The 17415-nt window shown below is 71.7% G+C and carries 19 protein-coding genes; 12 read left to right on the plus strand and 7 right to left on the minus strand.

The window, feature by feature from the left end:
• Positions 1 to 918 (plus strand): SDR family oxidoreductase, encoded by a 918-nt coding sequence (locus LHA26_RS18310; RefSeq protein ID WP_252168525.1) that lies wholly within the window; start codon positions 1 to 3, stop codon positions 916 to 918.
• A 158-nt stretch (positions 919 to 1076) separates the two neighbouring features.
• Positions 1077 to 2093, plus strand: a complete 1017-nt coding sequence (locus LHA26_RS18315) for an LLM class flavin-dependent oxidoreductase (RefSeq protein WP_252168526.1) — start codon at positions 1077 to 1079, stop codon at positions 2091 to 2093.
• A gap of 12 nt (positions 2094 to 2105) precedes the next feature.
• Here LHA26_RS18315 and LHA26_RS18320 read toward each other — a convergent pair whose 3' ends face one another.
• Positions 2106 to 3398: a glycoside hydrolase family 130 protein gene (locus LHA26_RS18320; protein ID WP_252168527.1), complete on the minus strand. Its 1293-nt coding sequence runs from the start codon at positions 3396 to 3398 to the stop codon at positions 2106 to 2108.
• 155 nt (positions 3399 to 3553) lie between these two features.
• On the opposite strand from LHA26_RS18320, the gene LHA26_RS18325 reads away from it, so the two are divergent.
• Genes LHA26_RS18325 through LHA26_RS18345 form a run of 5 tightly spaced genes read left to right on the plus strand, consistent with a single transcriptional unit; the run spans position 3554 to position 5718 of the window.
• Positions 3554 to 3808, plus strand: coding sequence for a GCG_CRPN prefix-to-repeats domain-containing protein (locus LHA26_RS18325; protein WP_437441268.1), 255 nt, complete (start codon positions 3554 to 3556; stop codon positions 3806 to 3808).
• Positions 3809 to 3863: 55 nt separating this feature from the next.
• Entirely contained in the window at positions 3864 to 4274 is a 411-nt protein-coding gene (locus tag LHA26_RS18330) for an EF-hand domain-containing protein (protein WP_252168529.1), read from the plus strand.
• Between the two features lie 36 nt (positions 4275 to 4310).
• A complete protein-coding gene (locus LHA26_RS18335; RefSeq protein ID WP_252168530.1) occupies positions 4311 to 4865 on the plus strand; it encodes an RNA polymerase sigma factor in 555 nt (184 codons plus the stop codon).
• A complete protein-coding gene (locus LHA26_RS18340; protein ID WP_252168531.1) occupies positions 4858 to 5253 on the plus strand; it encodes a hypothetical protein in 396 nt (131 codons plus the stop codon). The genes LHA26_RS18335 and LHA26_RS18340 overlap by 8 nt, the downstream gene beginning before the upstream one ends.
• On the plus strand, positions 5254 to 5718 hold the full coding sequence (locus tag LHA26_RS18345) for a periplasmic heavy metal sensor (protein ID WP_252168532.1): 465 nt from the start codon (positions 5254 to 5256) through the stop codon (positions 5716 to 5718).
• Positions 5719 to 5739: 21 nt separating this feature from the next.
• On the opposite strand, the gene LHA26_RS18350 is transcribed toward LHA26_RS18345, so the two are convergent.
• Positions 5740 to 6486 carry a glucose 1-dehydrogenase gene (locus tag LHA26_RS18350; protein WP_252168533.1) on the minus strand — a complete coding sequence of 249 codons (747 nt, stop codon included), beginning with the start codon at positions 6484 to 6486 and terminating at the stop codon, positions 5740 to 5742.
• 104 nt (positions 6487 to 6590) lie between these two features.
• On the opposite strand from LHA26_RS18350, the gene LHA26_RS18355 reads away from it, so the two are divergent.
• From LHA26_RS18355 to LHA26_RS18370, 4 genes are all read left to right on the plus strand, one after another.
• The gene (locus LHA26_RS18355; RefSeq protein ID WP_252168534.1) at positions 6591 to 6962 is read left to right on the plus strand and encodes an ArsR/SmtB family transcription factor; all 372 of its coding nucleotides are present in this window, start codon (positions 6591 to 6593) and stop codon (positions 6960 to 6962) included.
• Positions 6963 to 6971: 9 nt separating this feature from the next.
• Entirely contained in the window at positions 6972 to 8828 is a 1857-nt protein-coding gene (locus LHA26_RS18360; RefSeq protein ID WP_252168535.1) for a DUF885 domain-containing protein, read from the plus strand.
• Between the two features lie 27 nt (positions 8829 to 8855).
• Positions 8856 to 10439: a Na+/H+ antiporter gene (locus LHA26_RS18365; protein WP_252168536.1), complete on the plus strand. Its 1584-nt coding sequence runs from the start codon at positions 8856 to 8858 to the stop codon at positions 10437 to 10439.
• Positions 10440 to 10514: 75 nt separating this feature from the next.
• Entirely contained in the window at positions 10515 to 11369 is an 855-nt protein-coding gene (locus LHA26_RS18370) for an oxidoreductase (RefSeq protein WP_252168537.1), read from the plus strand.
• Positions 11370 to 11390: 21 nt separating this feature from the next.
• On the opposite strand, the gene LHA26_RS18375 is transcribed toward LHA26_RS18370, so the two are convergent.
• Positions 11391 to 12422 carry a LacI family DNA-binding transcriptional regulator gene (locus LHA26_RS18375; protein WP_252168538.1) on the minus strand — a complete coding sequence of 344 codons (1032 nt, stop codon included), beginning with the start codon at positions 12420 to 12422 and terminating at the stop codon, positions 11391 to 11393.
• 200 nt (positions 12423 to 12622) lie between these two features.
• Positions 12623 to 14482 (minus strand): methyl-accepting chemotaxis protein, encoded by a 1860-nt coding sequence (locus LHA26_RS18380; protein ID WP_252168539.1) that lies wholly within the window; start codon positions 14480 to 14482, stop codon positions 12623 to 12625.
• A gap of 134 nt (positions 14483 to 14616) precedes the next feature.
• Between LHA26_RS18380 and LHA26_RS18385 the strand changes: the two genes are divergently transcribed.
• Positions 14617 to 14952: a hypothetical protein gene (locus LHA26_RS18385; protein ID WP_252168872.1), complete on the plus strand. Its 336-nt coding sequence runs from the start codon at positions 14617 to 14619 to the stop codon at positions 14950 to 14952.
• On the opposite strand, the gene LHA26_RS18390 is transcribed toward LHA26_RS18385, so the two are convergent.
• From LHA26_RS18390 to LHA26_RS18400, 3 genes are read right to left on the minus strand one after another with little or no spacing between them, the layout of a single operon-like run.
• Complete coding sequence (locus tag LHA26_RS18390; protein ID WP_252168540.1) at positions 14947 to 15714, minus strand: 3'-5' exonuclease; 768 nt, start codon at positions 15712 to 15714, stop codon at positions 14947 to 14949. The genes LHA26_RS18385 and LHA26_RS18390 overlap by 6 nt on opposite strands.
• Positions 15715 to 15763: 49 nt before the next feature.
• Positions 15764 to 16849, minus strand: a complete 1086-nt coding sequence (locus LHA26_RS18395) for an SPL family radical SAM protein (RefSeq protein ID WP_252168541.1) — start codon at positions 16847 to 16849, stop codon at positions 15764 to 15766.
• On the minus strand, positions 16846 to 17400 hold the full coding sequence (locus tag LHA26_RS18400; RefSeq protein WP_252168542.1) for a hypothetical protein: 555 nt from the start codon (positions 17398 to 17400) through the stop codon (positions 16846 to 16848). Before LHA26_RS18400 ends, LHA26_RS18395 begins: the two co-directional genes overlap by 4 nt.
• Positions 17401 to 17415 lie beyond the last annotated feature (15 nt).

Below are 17415 nucleotides of genomic sequence, written 5' to 3' on the forward strand. Positions count from 1 at the left end.
GTGACGATCCTTCACCAGCCCATGCCGATTTGCGCCTCTAATCGCACCAATCGCGCCCGTCTACATCCGGCGCGTGAGAGGAGATCAATCATGAAGACCTGGTTCATCACCGGCGCCTCGTCGGGCCTTGGCCGCGACATGACGGAGAAGCTGCTGGCCCGCGGCGACCGCGTCGCGGCGACCGTGCGTCGCGCGGACGCACTTGCCGATCTTGCCGCCACGCATGGCGACCGGCTGCGCATCCTCACGCTCGACGTGACCGACACGGAAGCGTTGCGGCACGCGATCGATGCGGCGTTCGCGGCGCTTGGCCGCATCGACCTGGTGGTCAGCAACGCCGGCTACGGCCTGTTCGGGGCGGCGGAGGAGGTGAGCGACGCGCAGATCGCGCGACAGCTGGCGACCAACCTCCTCGCCTCGATCCAGCTCATCCGCGCAGTCCTGCCGCACCTGCGCGCCCAAGGGGGCGGCCGCATCGTCCAGCTATCGTCCGAGGGCGGGCAGATCGCCTATCCGAGCTTCAGCCTCTATCACGCGAGCAAATGGGGGATTGAGGGTTTCGTAGAGGCGGTACGGCAGGAGGTGGCGCGCTTCGGTATCGACTGTCTTCTCGTCGAGCCGGGGCCGACTGGCACCAATTTCGGCGCATCGCTCGACATCGCCGACGCGATGGACGCCTATGCAGCGACGCCGGCGGGCGACGTGCGGCGCATGGTCGCGGACGGGGCCTTTCCCATCCGGGGCGATGCAGGGCGAACGGTCGACGCGATGATCGCGGCGGCGGACGCCGCGCACCCGACGCTGCGGCTCACGCTCGGCAGTGCCGCCTATCGAAATGTCGAGCGTGGATTGAGCCAGCGCCTCGAGGCCCTGCGCGCCCAACGCGACATCGCCTTCGCCGCCGATCGCCCGGAATAAGGCCACCCTCCGGCCGGCCGCTTTTCCAGATGCTGGAACGCGCACCCCCGAGTTTATGCGACTTCCATGGCGCGGGGGTCGGTCTATCTCTCCACCTTCTAATCCTTGCCGGGCGCGGCGCGGTTCCGCCGCGCCGGTCCGGATCCGCGGAGCGTGCCATGAAGAAGATCGGCTTCCTCTCGTTCGGGCATTGGTCGCCGGACGCGGGATCGCAGACGCGATCGGCGCGCGACGTGCTGCTGCAATCCATCGATCTCGCGGTCGCAGCCGAGGCGCTGGGGGCGGACGGCGCCTATTTCCGGGTGCATCATTTCGCCCGCCAGCTCGCCTCGCCCTTCCCGCTCCTGGCGGCGGTGGCGGCGCGCACCAGCCGGATCGAGATCGGCACCGGCGTGATCGACATGCGCTATGAAAACCCCTTCTACATGGTCGAGGATGCCGGCGCGGCCGACCTGATTTCGGGCGGACGGCTCCAGCTCGGGATCAGCCGTGGCTCTCCCGAGCAGGTGATCGAGGGCTGGCGCCATTTCGGCTATGCCCCCGCGCCGGGGGAAAGCGCGTCCGACATGGGCCGGCGCCATGGCGAACGCTTCGTCGCGCTGCTGGATGGTCGCGGTTTCGCCGAGCCCAATCCCCAGCCCATGTTCGCCAACCCGCCCGGCCTGCTGCGGCTGGAACCGCATTCGGACACGCTGCGCGACCGGATCTGGTGGGGTTCGGCCTCGGACGCGACCGCCATCTGGGCGGCGCAGAAGGGGCTCAACCTCCAGACCTCGACGCTCAAGGCCGATGAGAGCGGCGAGCCGCTCGCCATCCAGCAGGCGCGGCAGATCCGCAAGTTCCGCGAAGCCTGGGCCGCCGCGGGCCATGCCCGCACGCCGCGCGTCTCGGTGTCGCGCTCGATCTTCCCGATCCTCACCGATCTCGATCGCGCCTATTTCGGTCGCGACCGGGGCGGCGACCATATAGGCGTGATCGACGATATGCGCGCGGTCTTCGGCCGCACCTATGCCGCCGAGCCGGACCGGCTGATCGAGCAGCTTCGCGGCGACGCGGCGATTGCCGAGGCGGATACGCTGCTGCTCACCATCCCCAACCAGCTCGGCGTCGCCTATAATGCGCATGTGCTCGAGGCGGTGCTCACGCATGTCGCCCCGGCGCTGGGCTGGCGGTGAGGCCGGCCGCGTTCAGTTCATCCGGGCGAGCAGCGCGTCGACGGGGCAGCTGGCGAAGCTGGTGAAACTATCGGCGACGCCGAAGGGCAGCAGCAGGGTGCGCCCATGCACCATGCCGCCGCAGCTATAGACGACGTTCGGCACATAGCCGCTCCGCTCCTCGGGGCTGGGCCGCAGGATCGGCTCGGGCGTCCGCGCCAGCACCTTGGCCGGATCGGCCTTGTCGAGCAGCACCGCGCCCATGCAGTAATTGCGCATCAGGCCCACGCCATGGGTGATGAGCAGCCAGCCCTCGTCCACTTCCATCGGCGAGCCGCAATTGCCCATCTGGACGAATTCCCACGGAAAGCGCGGCGTGACGATCTTGGCGCCGCCATTCCATTCGGTGATGTCGTCCGAGCCGATCAGCCAGAGATTCTCGTTGTCCTGGCGGCCGATCATGGCGAAGCGGCCATCGATCCGGCGCGGGAAGAGCGCCATGCCCTTGCTGGCCGGCACCGAGCCGGTGAGCGGGGTCATCTCGAAGGTGTTGATGCCGGTGCCGCGGAACAGCTCGCAGCGCGCGTCGCGGCCATCGAAGGCGGTATAGGTGCCGAGAAATGTGGGCGTGCCATCCTCCTCGGTGAAGCGCACCATGCGCAGATCCTCGATGCCCTGGCGCTGGCTCGGCAGGATCGGGAAGAGCACGCTTTCCGAAGGCTGTTCGCTGCCTTCGCAGATGATGCGGACGGTGCCGTGATCGTCCGGCCCCGGCGCCGCCTGGATGCGGGGCGAGGTGACCCAGGGGCTCGGCTCGTCCACCGCGAAGCCGGTCGCGGCGCTCCACCGGCCCGTGCGGAAGGTGACCGAGGAGACATGGCCCTCACCGATTCCGCGCAGCGAGAGCATGAAGTTGATGCCGTCGGCGGGCGCGTCCGTCTGGTTCAGGCGCAACACCATGCTGGGATTGAACAGCGCGGCGGCCTCGAAGGAATATTCCGCGCTCAGATAGGCGCCGATCAGCAGCTGCTGCGCGGGCGTCGCGTCGATCGCCTCGCCCAGATCGGCGCACACCGCCTCGAAGCGCCGCACCAGCGTCGCCTCGACATTGCGATGCCGGGCGGAGAGCGAGGCGAGCGCGGCGCGGCATTCGGACAGGCACGCCTCGGCGCCGAGCGACAGCACGCGATCGATGACGATGCGCATGCGCGGATGGGCCGCGTCGCGGAACGGCTCGGGATAGTCGACGGAAAAGGGTTTGATGACGGTGCGGCTGGGATCGGGCCGCAGATGGAGCCCGGAGAAATCGAACAGGTCGTCGCGCATCGGCCGCCCTCCCTCTGGCTGTCTGACCGCGCAAACGCCGCAGGCATGCCGACGATCCTTTTGAAAAATCGGTGCGACGGAAAGTCCGCTGCGCGCCGTTCAAACCAGGTTCGCGGGTGCCAAGCCCCGGACGTCCTCTGTTGGAGATGGACGGCATGAAAAGAGTTTTGATCGCTATGCTCGCCGCCGGAGCCGCGCTGACCGCGCTCGCCCCCGCCGAGGCGGCGGGCGGCTGCGGGCCGGGCTTTCACCGGGGCCCCTATGGCGGCTGCCGGCCCAATCGCCGGCCGGTGCTCGTCGCCCCCGCCGCGCCCGTGGTCGGCGTCTATTATGGCGGGCGTGGCTATTGGGATGGCCATCGCTACTGGCGGCACCGCGAGCGCTGGCATGGCGGCTGGCGGTATCGCTGATCCCGCCGCACGCCTTTCCTGTCTTTCGTGATCCTTTGGAGTATTGCCTGTGCGCATGGCCCTATCCTTCGCCACGCTGGCCGTATCGCTGCTCGCGGCTCCGGCCCTGGCCCAGCCGGCCCCCGCCCCCGTCCCGGCCGCCGGAGCCGCCCCGGAGGCGGGTGGCCTGACGCTCGACACCTTCCTCATGCGGCAGACCGGCCGCATCATGGCCGCCGACCGCGACGGCGACGGCCGCATCAGCCGGGCCGAGATGATGGCCGCCGCCCCGCCCGGCCGCGATCCCTCGCGCCGCTTCGACGCGATGGATACCAACCATGACAATCAGCTGGACGCGGGCGAGATCCGGGCGGCGCTGACGCAGCGCTTCCGCCGCATGGATCGCAACGGCGATGGCGTGGTCACCCGCGAGGAACGCATGGCCGCACGCGGCCATGGGCGCGGCGCGGCCGATCCGCAAAGCTGACGGGATGCGCCGCCGCGATGCCGGGAGCGCTATGGCTTGAGCCCGGACGATCCCGATGCCGGGCTGGTGGCGCGCGTCGGCCGCGGCGATGCGCAGGCGGCGCGGCAGCTGGTCTCGGCCAAGCTGCCGCGCCTGCTCGCGCTCGCGCGGCGCCTGCTCGGCGATGCGGCGGAGGCGGAGGATGTGGCGCAGGAAACGCTTCTGCGCGCGTGGCGCCAGGCGGCCGCCTGGCGGCCGGGCGCGGCGCGTTTCGATACCTGGCTCCATCAGGTGACGCTCAACCTCTGTCGCGATCGGCTGCGCCGCCGTCGCATGGCATCGCCACCCGCTCTGCCCGAGATCGCCGATCCCGCCCCCCCGGCGGACCGCGCGATCGAGGAGGCCGCGCGCGGCCGGGCGGTCGCGGACGCCATCGCCGCCTTGCCGGATCGCCAGCGCGAGGCCATTCTCCTGGTCCACTACCAGGATCTCGGCAATATCGCGGCGGCGGCGGCGATGGCGATCAGCGTCGAGGCGCTGGAAAGCCTGCTCGCGCGCGGGCGCCGATCGCTCCGCGCCACCTTTGCCGCACAGGATATGCGCGATGACTGAGCCCCTCACCGAAGCCCGTTTCCGCGCGCTCGCCGATGCCTATGGCGGCGTCGTCCAGCGCTGGCCGGAGGCGGAGCGCGCCGCCGCGCTGGAGATGGCGCGCCTTCCCCAGTGGCAGGCGGTGCTGGCCGAGGCGGCGCGGCTCGACGCGCGGCTGGATCTATGGACCGTCGCGCCCCCCTCGCCCGCGCTCCAGGCGCGCATCCTCGCCGCGCGGCGCCTCCCGCTGTCGCGCCGCGCGCGGCTCTGGTGGTCCGGGATCGGCCTCGCGACGGCGCTGGCCGGGGCGGCGGCGGGATCGGTCGCGGCGGCGGCGCTGCCGATCGATCATGGCGCGGCGGTCGACGAGGCGACCGCCTTCGGCGCCCTTCCGCAGCAGGAGAGCTGAATGTCCCACCGCTTGTTCCGGCTGGTCTGCGCGGCCTCAATCCTGCTCAACCTCTTCCTGCTCGGCGCCGCCCTGGGCGGGGCGGCCTGGCTGCGCGCCGGCCACGGCATGATCGGCGCGGGCGCGATCCGCGTCGCCGGCACCACCCTGCCTCCGGACGCGCGCCGCGCCTTTCGCGGCACGCTGCGCACGGCGCGGGCGGAGATGCGCGCGCAGGCGGATGCGGGCCAGGCGGCGCGCGCCGAAGCGGCGGCGCTGCTGCGCGCGCCTCGCCTCGATACGGCGCGGCTGGCGGCGGCGCTGGCGCGGGTGCGCGCCGCCGATTATGCGATCCGCGCGCATCTGGAAGCGCGCGCGATCGCCTTTGCCGCCACCCTGCCCGCCGATCAGCGCGCCCGGCTCGCCGATGGGCTGGAGCGCCGCCGCGCCCGGGCCTTCGCCCGCGCCGCCTCGGACCGGCCCTGAGCGGGGCCGGCCCCGGCGGACTTAGCGGATACCGCCGCTGGCGGTGATGTTCTCGCCGGTCAGCCAGCGCGCGTCATCCGAAGCGAGGAAGGTCACCACGCCGGCGATATCGTCCGGCTGGCCCGCCCGGCCCAGCGGCGTGGTGGCGACGAACTGCGCCTCGAGATCGGATCCGACCACGCCCGCCGTGTGCGTGCCTTCGGTGACGACAAAGCCCGGGCTGACCGTGTTGACGCGGATCTTGCGCGGCGCCAGCTCATTGGCGAGCACGCCCGAAATCGCGTTCACCGCGCCCTTGGTGCCGGCATAGACGGCGGCGTTGGGCGTGTTGACATGGGTGATGGCCGAGGAGATGTTGATGACGCTGGCGCCCTCGCCGAAATGCGGCACCGCCGCCTGGGTCGCGAGCAGCAAGCCGAACACGTTGATATCGAACTGGCGGCGATAATGCGCCTCGCTCAGCTGCTCGATCGACGCGAATTCATACACGCCCGAATTGTTCACCAGAATGTCGAGCCGGCCGAACCGCTCCACCGCCGCCTGCACCAGCGCCTGCGCCTCTTCGGGCTTGGAGACATCCGCCTGCACCGCGATCGCCGCGCCGCCTTCCCGGGTGATCGCGTCCACCACCGCGTCCGCGCCGGCCTTGCTGGAGGCGTAGTTGACGACGACGCCGGCGCCGTCCGCCGCGAGCGCCCGCGCGATCGCCGCGCCGATGCCCTTGGACGCGCCGGTCACGATCGCGACCTTTCCGCTGAGCTTTGCCATGATGCCAATCTCCGACAGGGCGGGCGCCGGACTGGCTCCCCTTCTCCCATGGTTCGGAATATCGGAACTAGTGACGCGGCGATCAAGTGCCTATATGGGGAAATATGCGACCCTTGGTGCACCCCGCGATCGACGATCTTCGCCCCGAAGCCATCTTGCACGCGCTGGCCGATCCGCAGCGCGCGGCGATCTTCGCCGCGATCATGCGCGCGGGCTGCGTGGATGCGTGCTCGGCCGTCGCGGCGCTCGGCGATCGTGTCATTCCGAAATCGTCGCTGTCCAATCACGTCAAGGTGCTGCGCGAGGCGGGGCTGATCCGCAGCGAACGGCACGGCGTGGAGCTGCGCAACCATTCGCGCTGGGCGGAGGTGGACCAGCGCTTTCCGGGCCTGCTCGCCGGCATCCTCAACGCCTATGCGTCCCACCTCGCGGGCACCCCGCCTAATCCACTGGCGAGCGGCGATCTTCCTGCCTAAGCTCGGGGAATGAGCACCCAGCCCTCCCCCGCCCGCCGCCAGATCCTCCAGGCCCTTGCCGCCACCGCCGCGGGCGCCGCTTTGCCCCGCGCCGCCGGCGCGGCCAGCACCGCCACCGCCGAGCCGCTGCATCCGCTGCTCGATCGCTTCGCCGACGAGCTGCTGGTGCTGCAGCCCGATCAGGCGACGCAGCTCGGCGTCGATACCGGCGCGCGCGCGGCGCTGCGCGGCACGGTCGCCGATGTCTCCGCCGAGACGATCGCGCGCTTCGCCGCCCAGGCGCGTTCGATGAAGCAGCGGCTCGGCGCGATCCGCCGCGCCGGCCTCGCGCCGGCCGACCAGCTGCGCTACGACACCGTCGCCTACGCCACCGACCGCGCCAGCGAGGGCACGGCCTTCGCCTATGGCCGCGGCGCCTGGGACGGCTTTGCCGGGGGCGCCCAGCCCTATGTCATCACCCAGCAGAATGCGACGGTGCTGAGCGTGCCCGAATTTCTGAACTCGGTGCAGCCGGTCAAGACGGCGGCGGACGCCGAGGCGCATCTCGCGCGGGTGGCGGGCATGGCCCGGCAGATCGACGAGGAAACCGCGCGCCTCACCCATGATGCCGGGCTGGGCGTGGTGCCGCCCGCCTTCATCGCGGCCAATGCGCTTGGCCAGCTGCGCGCCTTCCGCGCCACGCCGGCGGCGGCGCAGCCGCTGGTCGCCTCGCTCGCCGCCCGCGCCGCCAAGGCGGGGATCGCGGGCGATTGGGCCGGCCGCGCGGCCGGTGCGCTGGACCGGCTGGTCTATCCCGCGCTCGATCGGCAGATCGCCGCCTTCACCCGCGCCACGGCGCAGGCGGGCACCCAGCCCGGCGTGGCGCGCCTGCCCGATGGCGAGGCCTATTATCGCTGGGCGCTGCGCCTGGGCACCACCACCACCCAGTCGCCCGACGAGGTGCACCGCATCGGCCTCGCGCAGAATGAGGAGCTGCTCGCGCGCATCGACACGCTGCTCAAGGCCCAAGGCCTCACCAAGGGCAGCGTCGGCGAGCGCGTCGCCGCGCTCAACAAGGATCCGCGCTTCCTCTACCCCAACACCGATGCCGGCCGCGCCGATCTCATCGCCTATCTCAACGGCTGCATCGATCGGGTCCGCCCGCTCATGCCCCGGCTTTCGCACCTGAAGCTCAAGGCCGATGTGATGGTGAAGCGGGTGCCGGTGGACATTCAGGACGGCGCCGCGCTCGGCTATATGAACTTCGCCTCGCTCGATGGGTCGCGCCCGGCGATCTATTATGTCAACCTCAAGACGACCGCGCTCTGGCCCAAATATCAGCTCCAGACGCTCACCGCGCACGAGGGCATCCCCGGCCATACCTGGCAGGGCGCCTATCTGGCCGAGCATCACGACGAGATCCCGCTCATCACCTCGCTTCTCGGCTTCAACGCCTTTGTCGAGGGCTGGGCGCTCTATGCCGAGCAGCTGGTCGACGAGCAGGGCATCTATGCCGATGATCCCTTCGGCCAGATCGGCTATCTCCAGGCGCAGCAGTTCCGCGCCTGCCGGCTCGTCACCGATACCGGGCTGCACGCCAAGGGCTGGAGCCGCGATCAGGCGATCGCCTTCCTCACCGCGCAGACCGGCAAGGGCGTCGAGGCGATGACCAGCGAGGTGGATCGCTACTGCGTCGCGCCCGGCCAGGCCTGCGGCTACAAGACCGGCCATAACGAGATTGTGCGCCAGCGCGCGCGGGCCAAGGCGGCGCTGGGCGCCCGCTTCGATCTCGCCGCCTTCGACGATGCCGTGGTCGAGACGGGCGGCGTGCCGCTGGAGCTGCTCGGCCCGGTGATCGATCGCCATATCGCCCGCGCGCGGGGCTGAGCGCGGCGAGACGCCAGGGGGGGCGCGATGCATCCGGCCGCGACGTTCGAACTCGTGCTCGGCATGCTCGGCGCGGTGCTGCTGCTGCACTGGCTGGCGGCGCGGCTCCGCTGGCCCCCCTCGATCGCGCTGCTGATCGGGGGCGGGCTGCTCGCCTTCCTGCCGGGGGCGCCGCGCGTGGCGCTCGATCCCGATCTGGTGCTGGTGCTGTTCGTGCCGCCGCTGCTGGCGGATGGCGCCTGGAACGCGGAGGTGGCGCGCTTCCGGCGCCATTTGCCGGGAATCCTCTCGCTCGCGATCGGCGCCGTCCTGTTTTCGACGCTGATCGTCGCCTGGGTGGCGCACTGGGCGCTGCCGTCGCTGCCCTGGGCGGCCTGCGCCGCGCTCGGCGCGATCGTCGCCCCGCCCGATGCGATCGCGGCGCGCACCGTGTTGCAGCGGGTCGAGCTGCCGCGCCGGCTGGAGACCCTGCTCGAGGGGGAGAGCCTGCTCAACGATGCGACCGGGCTCGTGCTGTTCCGCTTCGCGGTCGCCGCCGCCATGGGCGCGCAGGTCGGGCCGGGCGCGGCGGCGGGCCGTTTCCTGGTCCTGATCCTGGGCGGGATCGCGGTCGGCCTCGCGGTCGGCCTGGTCTGGAGCCTGATCGTGCGCCGCGTCCGCGACGAGGTGCTGATCATCACCTGCACCGCGCTCTCCAGCTGGTGCGCCTATCTCGCCGGCGAGACGCTGGGCGTCTCCGGCGTGATCGCGGTGGTGACGAGCGGGCTGGTGCTCGGCTGGCAGCAGCATGTCGTCTTCTCGGCGGCCACGCGGCTGCGCGGCACCTCCTTCTGGCAGGTGATGATCTTCCTGCTCGAAGCCTCGGTGTTCATCCTGATCGGCTTTTCGCTGCGCGCCATCCTGGTGCGCGCGGGCGGGATCGAGGCGGTGCTCGGCGGTCTGGTCGGGCCGCTGCTGGCGATCCTGCTGGCGCTCACCCTCGCCCGCTTCGCCTGGATCTTCGCCTCGGATGCGCTGCTCGTCGCGCTGCGCCGCCTCGGCCTGGCGCGCGAACGGCCGCTCGGCGCGCGCTGCGCGACGGTGATCGGCTGGGCGGGGATGCGCGGGGTGGTCACGCTCGCCGCCGCGCTGACGCTGCCCGAGACTTTTCCCGGACGCGATTTCATCCTGCTCGCCGCGTTCGGCGTGATCCTCGTCACCGTCGTCGTGCAGGGCTCCACGCTCGGACTGCTGATCCGCTGGATGGGCGTGCGCCGCACCGCCGAGGATGCCGCCCCGCTGGACCTGATGGCGGCCGAGCAGGCGATGATGCGCGCCCAGCTCGCCCGCGTCGAGAATCTGGCGCGCGACGAGGACGGCACCGTCATCCATCCCCAGCTGCTCCGGCGCTATACGGCGCGGGTGCGCGCGGGCGAGCAATTCACCGGCTCGACCGAGGAACGGGTGCAGGCGATCGCCTCCCATTTCGACATCATCATCGCCGCCGTCGCGGCCGGCCGCGCGGAGCTGGTGCGGCTGCACCGCGCCAATCGCATCGACAATGCCACGCTGCGCAGCCTCGAGCTGGATCTCGATCTCGAGGAACTCGGCGCTGAATCGGCCAAGGCCTGAGCCGGTCCGCCGGGCGGCGCGGCTCCGCGGCGCCCGCCGGGCGTTCTAGCGGCTTCCCCTTTCGAGAGGCATATCATGGCACTTCCCGCTGATCCCGTGTGGTTCATCACCGGCTGCTCGACCGGTTTCGGGCGCGAGCTGGCCAGGCTCGTGCTGGATCGCGGCTGGCGCGTCGTCGTCACCGCGCGCGCCGCCGATCGCGTCGCCGATCTCGCCGCCCTTGCCGAGGATCGCGCGCTGGCGCTCGCGCTGGACGTGACCGACGCCGCGCAGATCGACGCCGCGGTCGCCGCCGCCACCGCGCGCTTCGGCCGGATCGACGTGCTGGTGAACAATGCCGGCTATGGCTATCAGACCAGCATAGAGGAAGGCGAGGAAGCCGAGATCCGCGCGCAGTTCGATGCCAATGTCTTCGGCCTGTTCGCGCTCACCCGCGCGGTGCTGCCGCACATGCGCGCGCAGGGTGGCGGCGCCATCCTCAACATCACCTCGGTGGGCGGCATCACCGGCTTCGCCGCGAGCGGCTATTACAGCGCCACCAAGCATGCGGTCGAAGGCTGGTCCGCCTCGCTCGCCGCCGAGGTGGAGCCGCTCGGCATCAGCGTCACCTGTGTCGAGCCCGGTCCCTTCCGCACCGACTGGGCCGGCCGCTCGCTGCGCCAGACGCCGAGCCGCATTTCCGCCTATGCCGAGACGGCGGCCGCGCGCATGGCCACCACCAGCGGCTATAGCGGCCGCCAGCCGGGCGATCCCGTCCGCGCCGGCGCGGCGATGATCGAGGCGGTGACGCGCCCGGTGCCGCCGCGCCATCTGGTGCTCGGCGCCTTCGCCTACGAGACCGCGCGCGACGTGTTCCGCACGCGGCTGGAGGCGCTGGAGGCGGATCGCGACCTGGCGCTCGGCGCCGATTATCCGGAGGGCGAGGGCTGAGCGCCGGCGGCGCGCGGCCGGTCAGCCGGAATCGCGCGCCACCAGCTGTGGCGTCATCTGCACCGAGCCCGCCTCGCCCCCGGCCATGCGGGCGAACAGCGCCTCGATCATCGCCGCCGCGCCCGCTTCCAGATCCTGGCGGATGGTGGTGAGGCGCGGCACGGTGTGGAGCGCGAGCGGAAGATCGTCATAGCCGATGACGCGGATCCGTCCCGGCACGTCGACGCCGCGATCGGCGAGCACGCGCAGCGCGGTCACCGCGATCAGGTCCGAGGCGGCGGCAATGCCGTCGATCCGATCGCCCGCGCGCTCCAGATGCGCGACGATCTCGCCCTCTAGCCCGTCGGACACGATATGGGTGCGCAGCAGCAGCGGTCCTTTCTTCAGGCCCGCCGCCGTCATCGCCGCCGCCACGCCTTCGTGACGCAGCCGGAATTCGGGCGCGTTGGTCTCGCCCAGAAAGGCGATGCGCCGCGCGCCGCCCTCGATCAGCCGCGCGCCCGCCAGCCGGCCCCCCTCGAAATTGTCGCTGCCGACCGCGCAATGGATCTGGCCTTGATGGTGGCTGCCCCAGGCGACGAGCGGGCGGTAGCGTTCGGCGACGCGCTCGATCGTCGCATGCTGGTTGGATTGGCCGATCAGCAGCACGCCGTCGAGCATGCCGGAATCGACGATCCGCTCGAGCCAGTCCGGCGCATGCGGGATGACGCGCGAGAGCATGATGTCATAGCCCCGCGCCGCCAGAGCATCGCCGAGATGCGCGAGAATGGCCATGAAGAAGGGGTCGGAGAGATGCTGGCGCTTTTCGTGGCCGAGCGGCACGATGATGCCGATCACGCCGGTGCGCTGCGTCCGCAGCCGGCTTGCCATCTGGTTCAGCCGGAAACCATGTTCCTCGGCCAGCGCCTTGATGCGCGCCGCCGTCTTGGCGCTCACCAGGTTGCTGCCGGCCAGCGCCCGCGAGACCGTCCCCGCCGAGACGCCCGCAAGCCGCCCAAGCTCGACGATATTGCGCACGCGCGGCGGCGTGTCCGTGCGCTCCTTGCCTGCCATGAACCGCGTCTCCCTGCCGACCCGCGCGGTGCCGCGTCCGCGTGCGTCCAACCTTCGATAAGGTGGTTGGATACAATCGATTTCACTTCGTCAACCCCGGTAAGTCTGGGGGTCGGGCGGGTCGGCGGAGGCGGTGCAGCGCGACGCTACATAGACAGGGGTGGCGCGGACCGCTGCGGTGCCGCGCCACCCGAACGGGATCAGAAGTCGGTCCAATCCTCCTCGCTGCGCAGCGCGGGGGCGGCACCGCCTCGCGCGGCGATTGCCGGGCGCGAGGCGGGCTTGCGCGAGGCCGGGGCGGCCCGCTTCAGCGGCACCACCGGCGCGCGCGTCCCCCGTCCGGCCGTCGCATCGAGCTTGAACCGCGAGACTTCCACCGCGAGCTGGTCCGCCTGGCCGGCGAGGCTGCGCGCCGCGGCGGTCGCCTCCTCGGCCATGGCGGCGTTCTGCTGGGTCATCGAGTCCATCTCGGACACGGCGGTGTTGACCTGGGTGAGACCGGCCGACTGGACCTCGGCCGAGGTCGCGATCTGGCCCATCAACCCGCTGATCTCGCCGACGGAGGCGACGATCCGGCCGAGCGCCTTGCCCGTCTCGGTGACGAGATCGACGCCCGTCGCCACCTGTTCGCCCGAGGCGGTGATCTTGGCCTTGATGTCCTTGGCGGCTTCGGCCGACCGTTCGGCGAGCGCGCGCACCTCCGAGGCGACCACGGCGAAGCCCTTGCCGGCATCGCCAGCGCGCGCCGCCTCGACACCGGCGTTGAGCGCGAGCAAATTGGTCTGGAAGGCGATGCCGTCGATCACGCTGATGATGTCGTTGATCTCGCGCGCGGTGCGCTCGATCCCCTCCATCGCCTCGACCGCGCGCTTCACCACCTGGCCCGATTGCTCGGCATCGCCGCGCGCCGCCTCGACGACCCGGCTCGCGCGCTGCGCGTCCTCCGCCGCCGAGCGGACCGTCGTCGTCACCTGCGACAAGGCCGCCGCCGTTTCCTCCAGGCTCGCGGCCTGCTGCTCGGTGCGGTTGGAAAGATCCTCCGAGGCCTGGCGGATCTCGACCGAGCCGCTGTTGATCCCGCTCGCCGCCTCGGTGAAGGCCGCCATCGTCGTCGCCAGCGAGTCGAGCGCGCCGTTATAATCATTCTTAAGCTTGACGAAGTTTCCGTCCAGCTCGGCGGTGACGCGATAGGTGAGGTCGCCGCGCGACAGCGCCTCGAGCCCGCTGCCGATGCTCGCGATGATCAGTCGCGCCTGTTCCTCCTTGGCCTGTTCGGCGCCTTCGAGCTGCGCGCGCAGCCCTTCCATGGCGCGCGCCAGCAGGCCGATCTCGTCGCCGCGATCCCCCACCGCGACGGTGACGCTGCGATCGCCCCGGGCGAGCGCGCCGAGACCATGGGTGACGGCGGTGACGGGCGCCGCGATGCTCCGCACCAGCAGCACGAGCATGGCGACGCACAGGCCCGCCACGCCGAGCAGCGCGATCAGGATCACCAGCCGCGCGCTGCGGTACAGGCTCTTGGCGGCTTCCACCCGCTCGTCCATGACATGCGACTGGGCCGTGCGCATCGTGTCGGCGGCGGCGCTGAACCGGTCATAGGCGGGCCGGCTGGCGCGGAAAGCCGCCAGCGCCGCCTCGCCGCCCTCGCGACGGCCGAGCGCCAGGACCTGGTCCGAGACCGCGACATAGGCGTTGTTCTCGCTTTTGAATGCCTCGAGCGCGGCCCGCATCGCCGGCAGATTGACGCGCGGCTCGAGCCAGTCGATCTTGCTGGCGATGAGCGCGCGGGCCGTCCTAACCGCCGCTTCGGAGCGCGCGAGCGTATCGGCGTCGCGCGCGAGAACATGATCCGCCTCGGCGATCCGCACATCGGACACCGTGTTGGCGATGGCGCCGGCCGCCTCGAGCTTGATACGCCGATCGACGCCGAGTTCCTCGGCGGTGTCGGACAAGGTGCTGAGCTTCAGAATGGCGAGACCGCCAAGCAGCCCGAACGCCAGCAGGAGAATACCGAAACTTAGAGTAAGTTTTCGGCTTATTGGAAGATTGGACAAACGCATGACCCCCTCCACGCAACTTCGCTTGCGTCGATATGGGGAAACTACGTTACCAAGATTTTAGAACGGGCGGCCTTCCTGAAGAGCTTAGACCAATGGCTAGGGGGATCGCCGCGCGCGCCGGGCCGTTGATCGGCATGGCCGCCGGCGCCGCCCCGCTCGTCACCCCCGATGGCCGCTACATTGTGGTGCGTGGCCGGCTGTGGCGCCGCGCCGATCCCGCCTTGCCGCCGGACCGCCGCGCCGCGCTGGTCGCCGACCTGATGGAGGCGCGCCGGTCCGTCGCCTCGGCGCGCCGCGCGCGCGATGCGGCGGCGGAAGCGGCGGCGCATGCGGCAGTGGATCGCGCCAAGCGCGCGCTCGGCGAGCGCGGGCCGGCCTGGTGGACGGACGGCGCGCCCGATCTCACCCGCCATCTCGCGCGCACCACGCCCTATGCCGATTGGTTCGCCGGTCAGGCCCCGCGCCTATAGCAGCACGCCCTGCGCCTGAGGGGGCGCCGCCGCCGTCTCGCCGCCCGCCTCGCCCGCGCCGCTCCGGCGACGCAGCTCCATCTCGGCGGAGAAGCGCACATCCTCGCCGCGATCCTTTGCCAGCCGCCGCAGCGCCGCCTCGTCCAGTTCGTGCCAGTGGCGGCTGTGCGCCAATCCGCTCGGCACGCGCGGCAAGAGGCCGGGTTCGGCGCTCCAGGCGAGCAGATCGGCGAGCGGCGCGGTGTTGAGCATGTCGCGCAGATGATGCGCGGTGACATAGGCGTCCGGCAAAGCGCGATGCGCGGGCAGGCCCAGCGCCTGCACCAGCCCTTCGGGCCGCCGCCAATAGCGCAGCACCTGGTTGGAGAAGCTCGGGCTGTCCGGCCAGAGCCGCAGCGCGCATTTCCAGGTGCAGATCCAGGCCGCGCCCCCGGTCAGCCGCGGCGTGCAGAAGCGCTGCTCGAACGCCGCGCGATGCGCCGCGAGCGCGATCACCCCGCCCTCCGGCCGCAGGATGGCCGGCGCCGCCGCCGCCCAGAAGGGCGCGCCCGCGACGTCGGCGTCGGTGATATGATGCACCGCCATCGTCACGGCGGGGATCGGTCGGCCCGGATCGATCAGCAATGCGCCGCGTGCCGCATCCACCTGCCACGCACCGTCGCGCTCCACCACATCCTGCCAGCCGATCTCGCACACGCCGTGCGCGGGCGGCGCCGAGCCGGTGGTCTCGAGATCGATCACGCGAATACGCCCAATGCCCATGGCGCCGATATGGGCGCGGCGCCGCCATCCGCAACGAAGACGCTCGGGCTCAGGTCCAGTAGAGGATGCGCGCCGCCGGTAGCCTGTCCGCCAGCCTCTGTTCGAAGAAGCCGCGCAGCGCGCGCATCGTCGCGGCATCATAGACCTGCTTCTCGGCGCCGAAGCGGGTGCGCTTGGTGGTGCGGTCCTGTCCGCTCATGTCGAGATCGGAGCCCGGATACCAGCTCTGCAGCACCGCCTTGGAGCCGGGATTGTAGCGATGGGTGATAAGCTCGATCGTGCAATCCAGCGCCGGCACGCCGTGCAGCGCGGCGGCGGCCTCGTCGATCAGCGCGCCATAGGCGCTTTCCCAGCCGGGCGCGGCGATGATCGGCGCGATGGTGAGCCCGATCCGATAGCCCGCCTCCGCCATGGCGCGCAGCGCGCGCAGCCGCGCGGCGACGGGCGCGGTGCCGCCCTCGAAGCGCGCATAGCCGCGCGGGTTGAGCGAGGCGCGCATCCGCGTCCGCCCGCCATGGGCAAGGGCGAGCAGCGGGGTCACATCGGCGAACTTGCTGGTGAAGCGCAGGCTGGCCGCCGCCTCCCAGCCGCCGAACCAGGCGATCATGGCGGCGAGCGAGCCGGTCAGCGGCTCGAGCGCGAGCGGATCGGTGTAGCACGAGGCCTCGAAACTCGTGCCCTCGCCGGCGCGCGCGGCGCTGCGGCTGGTGACCTGGCCCTGGCCGAGATAGGCCGGCAGCGCGTTCAGTATCTCGGGCAGATTGGCGTAGACGCGGGTGATCGGGGGGCCTTTCAGCGAGCCGGCGAGATAGCAATAGCTGCAATGCGCCGGGCAGCCCTCGGCGAGATCGACCCGCCAGTCGGCGCTCGGCGCGATCGGCTGGAGCCGGCGCTTGGAGGGCGGCGCCACCACCACCGCCACCGTCGCCTTGGCCTCGACATAGGCGCGCCGCGGATCCTCGGAAAAGCGGAGCGACAGCCGATCGCCGTCTAGCTCGATCACCTCGGTTCCGGCGGCGGCGGCGCGCTCCGCCATGGCGCGGCCATGCGCCCAGTCGCGCGCCGCGCGGGTGAGCAGCAGCCGCTTGGGCCACCAGCCGCGCCGCGCCGCGCCTGCCGGCCGCACCGCGCTCATGCGGCGTCCGCGCGCCACCGGGCGAGCGCCTCGAGATGCGCCGCGCGGGCCTCGTCGACCCGGCGCTCCGCCGCCGCCCGGTCGCGCGCCTGGTCGCGCTCCAGCGCCCGCCGTTCGCGGGCGAGTGCCTGTTCGCGCGCGCAGCGCAGCGCGGCGCGCGCCGCATCCTGTGCGGTGGCGAGCGCGTCCCGATCCGCCTCGGCCGCGTCGAGCGCCGCGCGCGACGGGCGCGGCTTGGGCTCGGGGCGCGCCGCCTTGGCTGGGCCGCGCCGCGCCGCCGCGCCATCGCCCTCCGCCGCTCGCCGCGCGCGCGTCCGCGCGCGTGCGGGCGCCGCCTCCCCCGGATCGCCGCGCGCGATGCGGACGACCGTGCCCGGCGCGTCGAACGCCGCCGGCGCCGCCGCGCGATCCGACACCTCCTCCGCCATGCCCCGCGCGAAGAGATCGGCCGCGCTGCCCCACGCGGCCAGCGCCGCCTTGCGGCTGGGCGCCGCGACATAGGCGTCGTGAAAGCCGATCGGCGTCCGGAACAGCTTGAGCGCGCGGGCCATGCCCGGCCAACGCAC

The organism is Sphingomonas morindae, from assembly GCF_023822065.1.
In the GTDB taxonomy this organism is placed as follows: domain Bacteria; phylum Pseudomonadota; class Alphaproteobacteria; order Sphingomonadales; family Sphingomonadaceae; genus Solisphingomonas; species Solisphingomonas morindae.

Coding starts and splice junctions, on each gene's coding strand:
- LHA26_RS18325 (WP_437441268.1), top strand. CDS start 3,554: ATGAAAAGAGTTTTGATCGCTATGCTCGCCGCCGGAGCCGCGCTGACC.
- LHA26_RS18380 (WP_252168539.1), bottom strand. CDS start 14,482: ATGCGTTTGTCCAATCTTCCAATAAGCCGAAAACTTACTCTAAGTTTC.
- LHA26_RS18320 (WP_252168527.1), bottom strand. CDS start 3,398: ATGCGCGACGACCTGTTCGATTTCTCCGGGCTCCATCTGCGGCCCGAT.
- LHA26_RS18350 (WP_252168533.1), bottom strand. CDS start 6,486: ATGGCAAAGCTCAGCGGAAAGGTCGCGATCGTGACCGGCGCGTCCAAG.
- LHA26_RS18340 (WP_252168531.1), top strand. CDS start 4,858: ATGACTGAGCCCCTCACCGAAGCCCGTTTCCGCGCGCTCGCCGATGCC.
- LHA26_RS18345 (WP_252168532.1), top strand. CDS start 5,254: ATGTCCCACCGCTTGTTCCGGCTGGTCTGCGCGGCCTCAATCCTGCTC.
- LHA26_RS18375 (WP_252168538.1), bottom strand. CDS start 12,422: ATGGCAGGCAAGGAGCGCACGGACACGCCGCCGCGCGTGCGCAATATC.
- LHA26_RS18360 (WP_252168535.1), top strand. CDS start 6,972: ATGAGCACCCAGCCCTCCCCCGCCCGCCGCCAGATCCTCCAGGCCCTT.
- LHA26_RS18400 (WP_252168542.1), bottom strand. CDS start 17,400: ATGGCCCGCGCGCTCAAGCTGTTCCGGACGCCGATCGGCTTTCACGAC.
- LHA26_RS18370 (WP_252168537.1), top strand. CDS start 10,515: ATGGCACTTCCCGCTGATCCCGTGTGGTTCATCACCGGCTGCTCGACC.
- LHA26_RS18390 (WP_252168540.1), bottom strand. CDS start 15,714: ATGGGCATTGGGCGTATTCGCGTGATCGATCTCGAGACCACCGGCTCG.
- LHA26_RS18385 (WP_252168872.1), top strand. CDS start 14,617: ATGGCCGCCGGCGCCGCCCCGCTCGTCACCCCCGATGGCCGCTACATT.
- LHA26_RS18395 (WP_252168541.1), bottom strand. CDS start 16,849: ATGAGCGCGGTGCGGCCGGCAGGCGCGGCGCGGCGCGGCTGGTGGCCC.
- LHA26_RS18355 (WP_252168534.1), top strand. CDS start 6,591: ATGCGACCCTTGGTGCACCCCGCGATCGACGATCTTCGCCCCGAAGCC.
- LHA26_RS18315 (WP_252168526.1), top strand. CDS start 1,077: ATGAAGAAGATCGGCTTCCTCTCGTTCGGGCATTGGTCGCCGGACGCG.
- LHA26_RS18330 (WP_252168529.1), top strand. CDS start 3,864: ATGGCCCTATCCTTCGCCACGCTGGCCGTATCGCTGCTCGCGGCTCCG.
- LHA26_RS18365 (WP_252168536.1), top strand. CDS start 8,856: ATGCATCCGGCCGCGACGTTCGAACTCGTGCTCGGCATGCTCGGCGCG.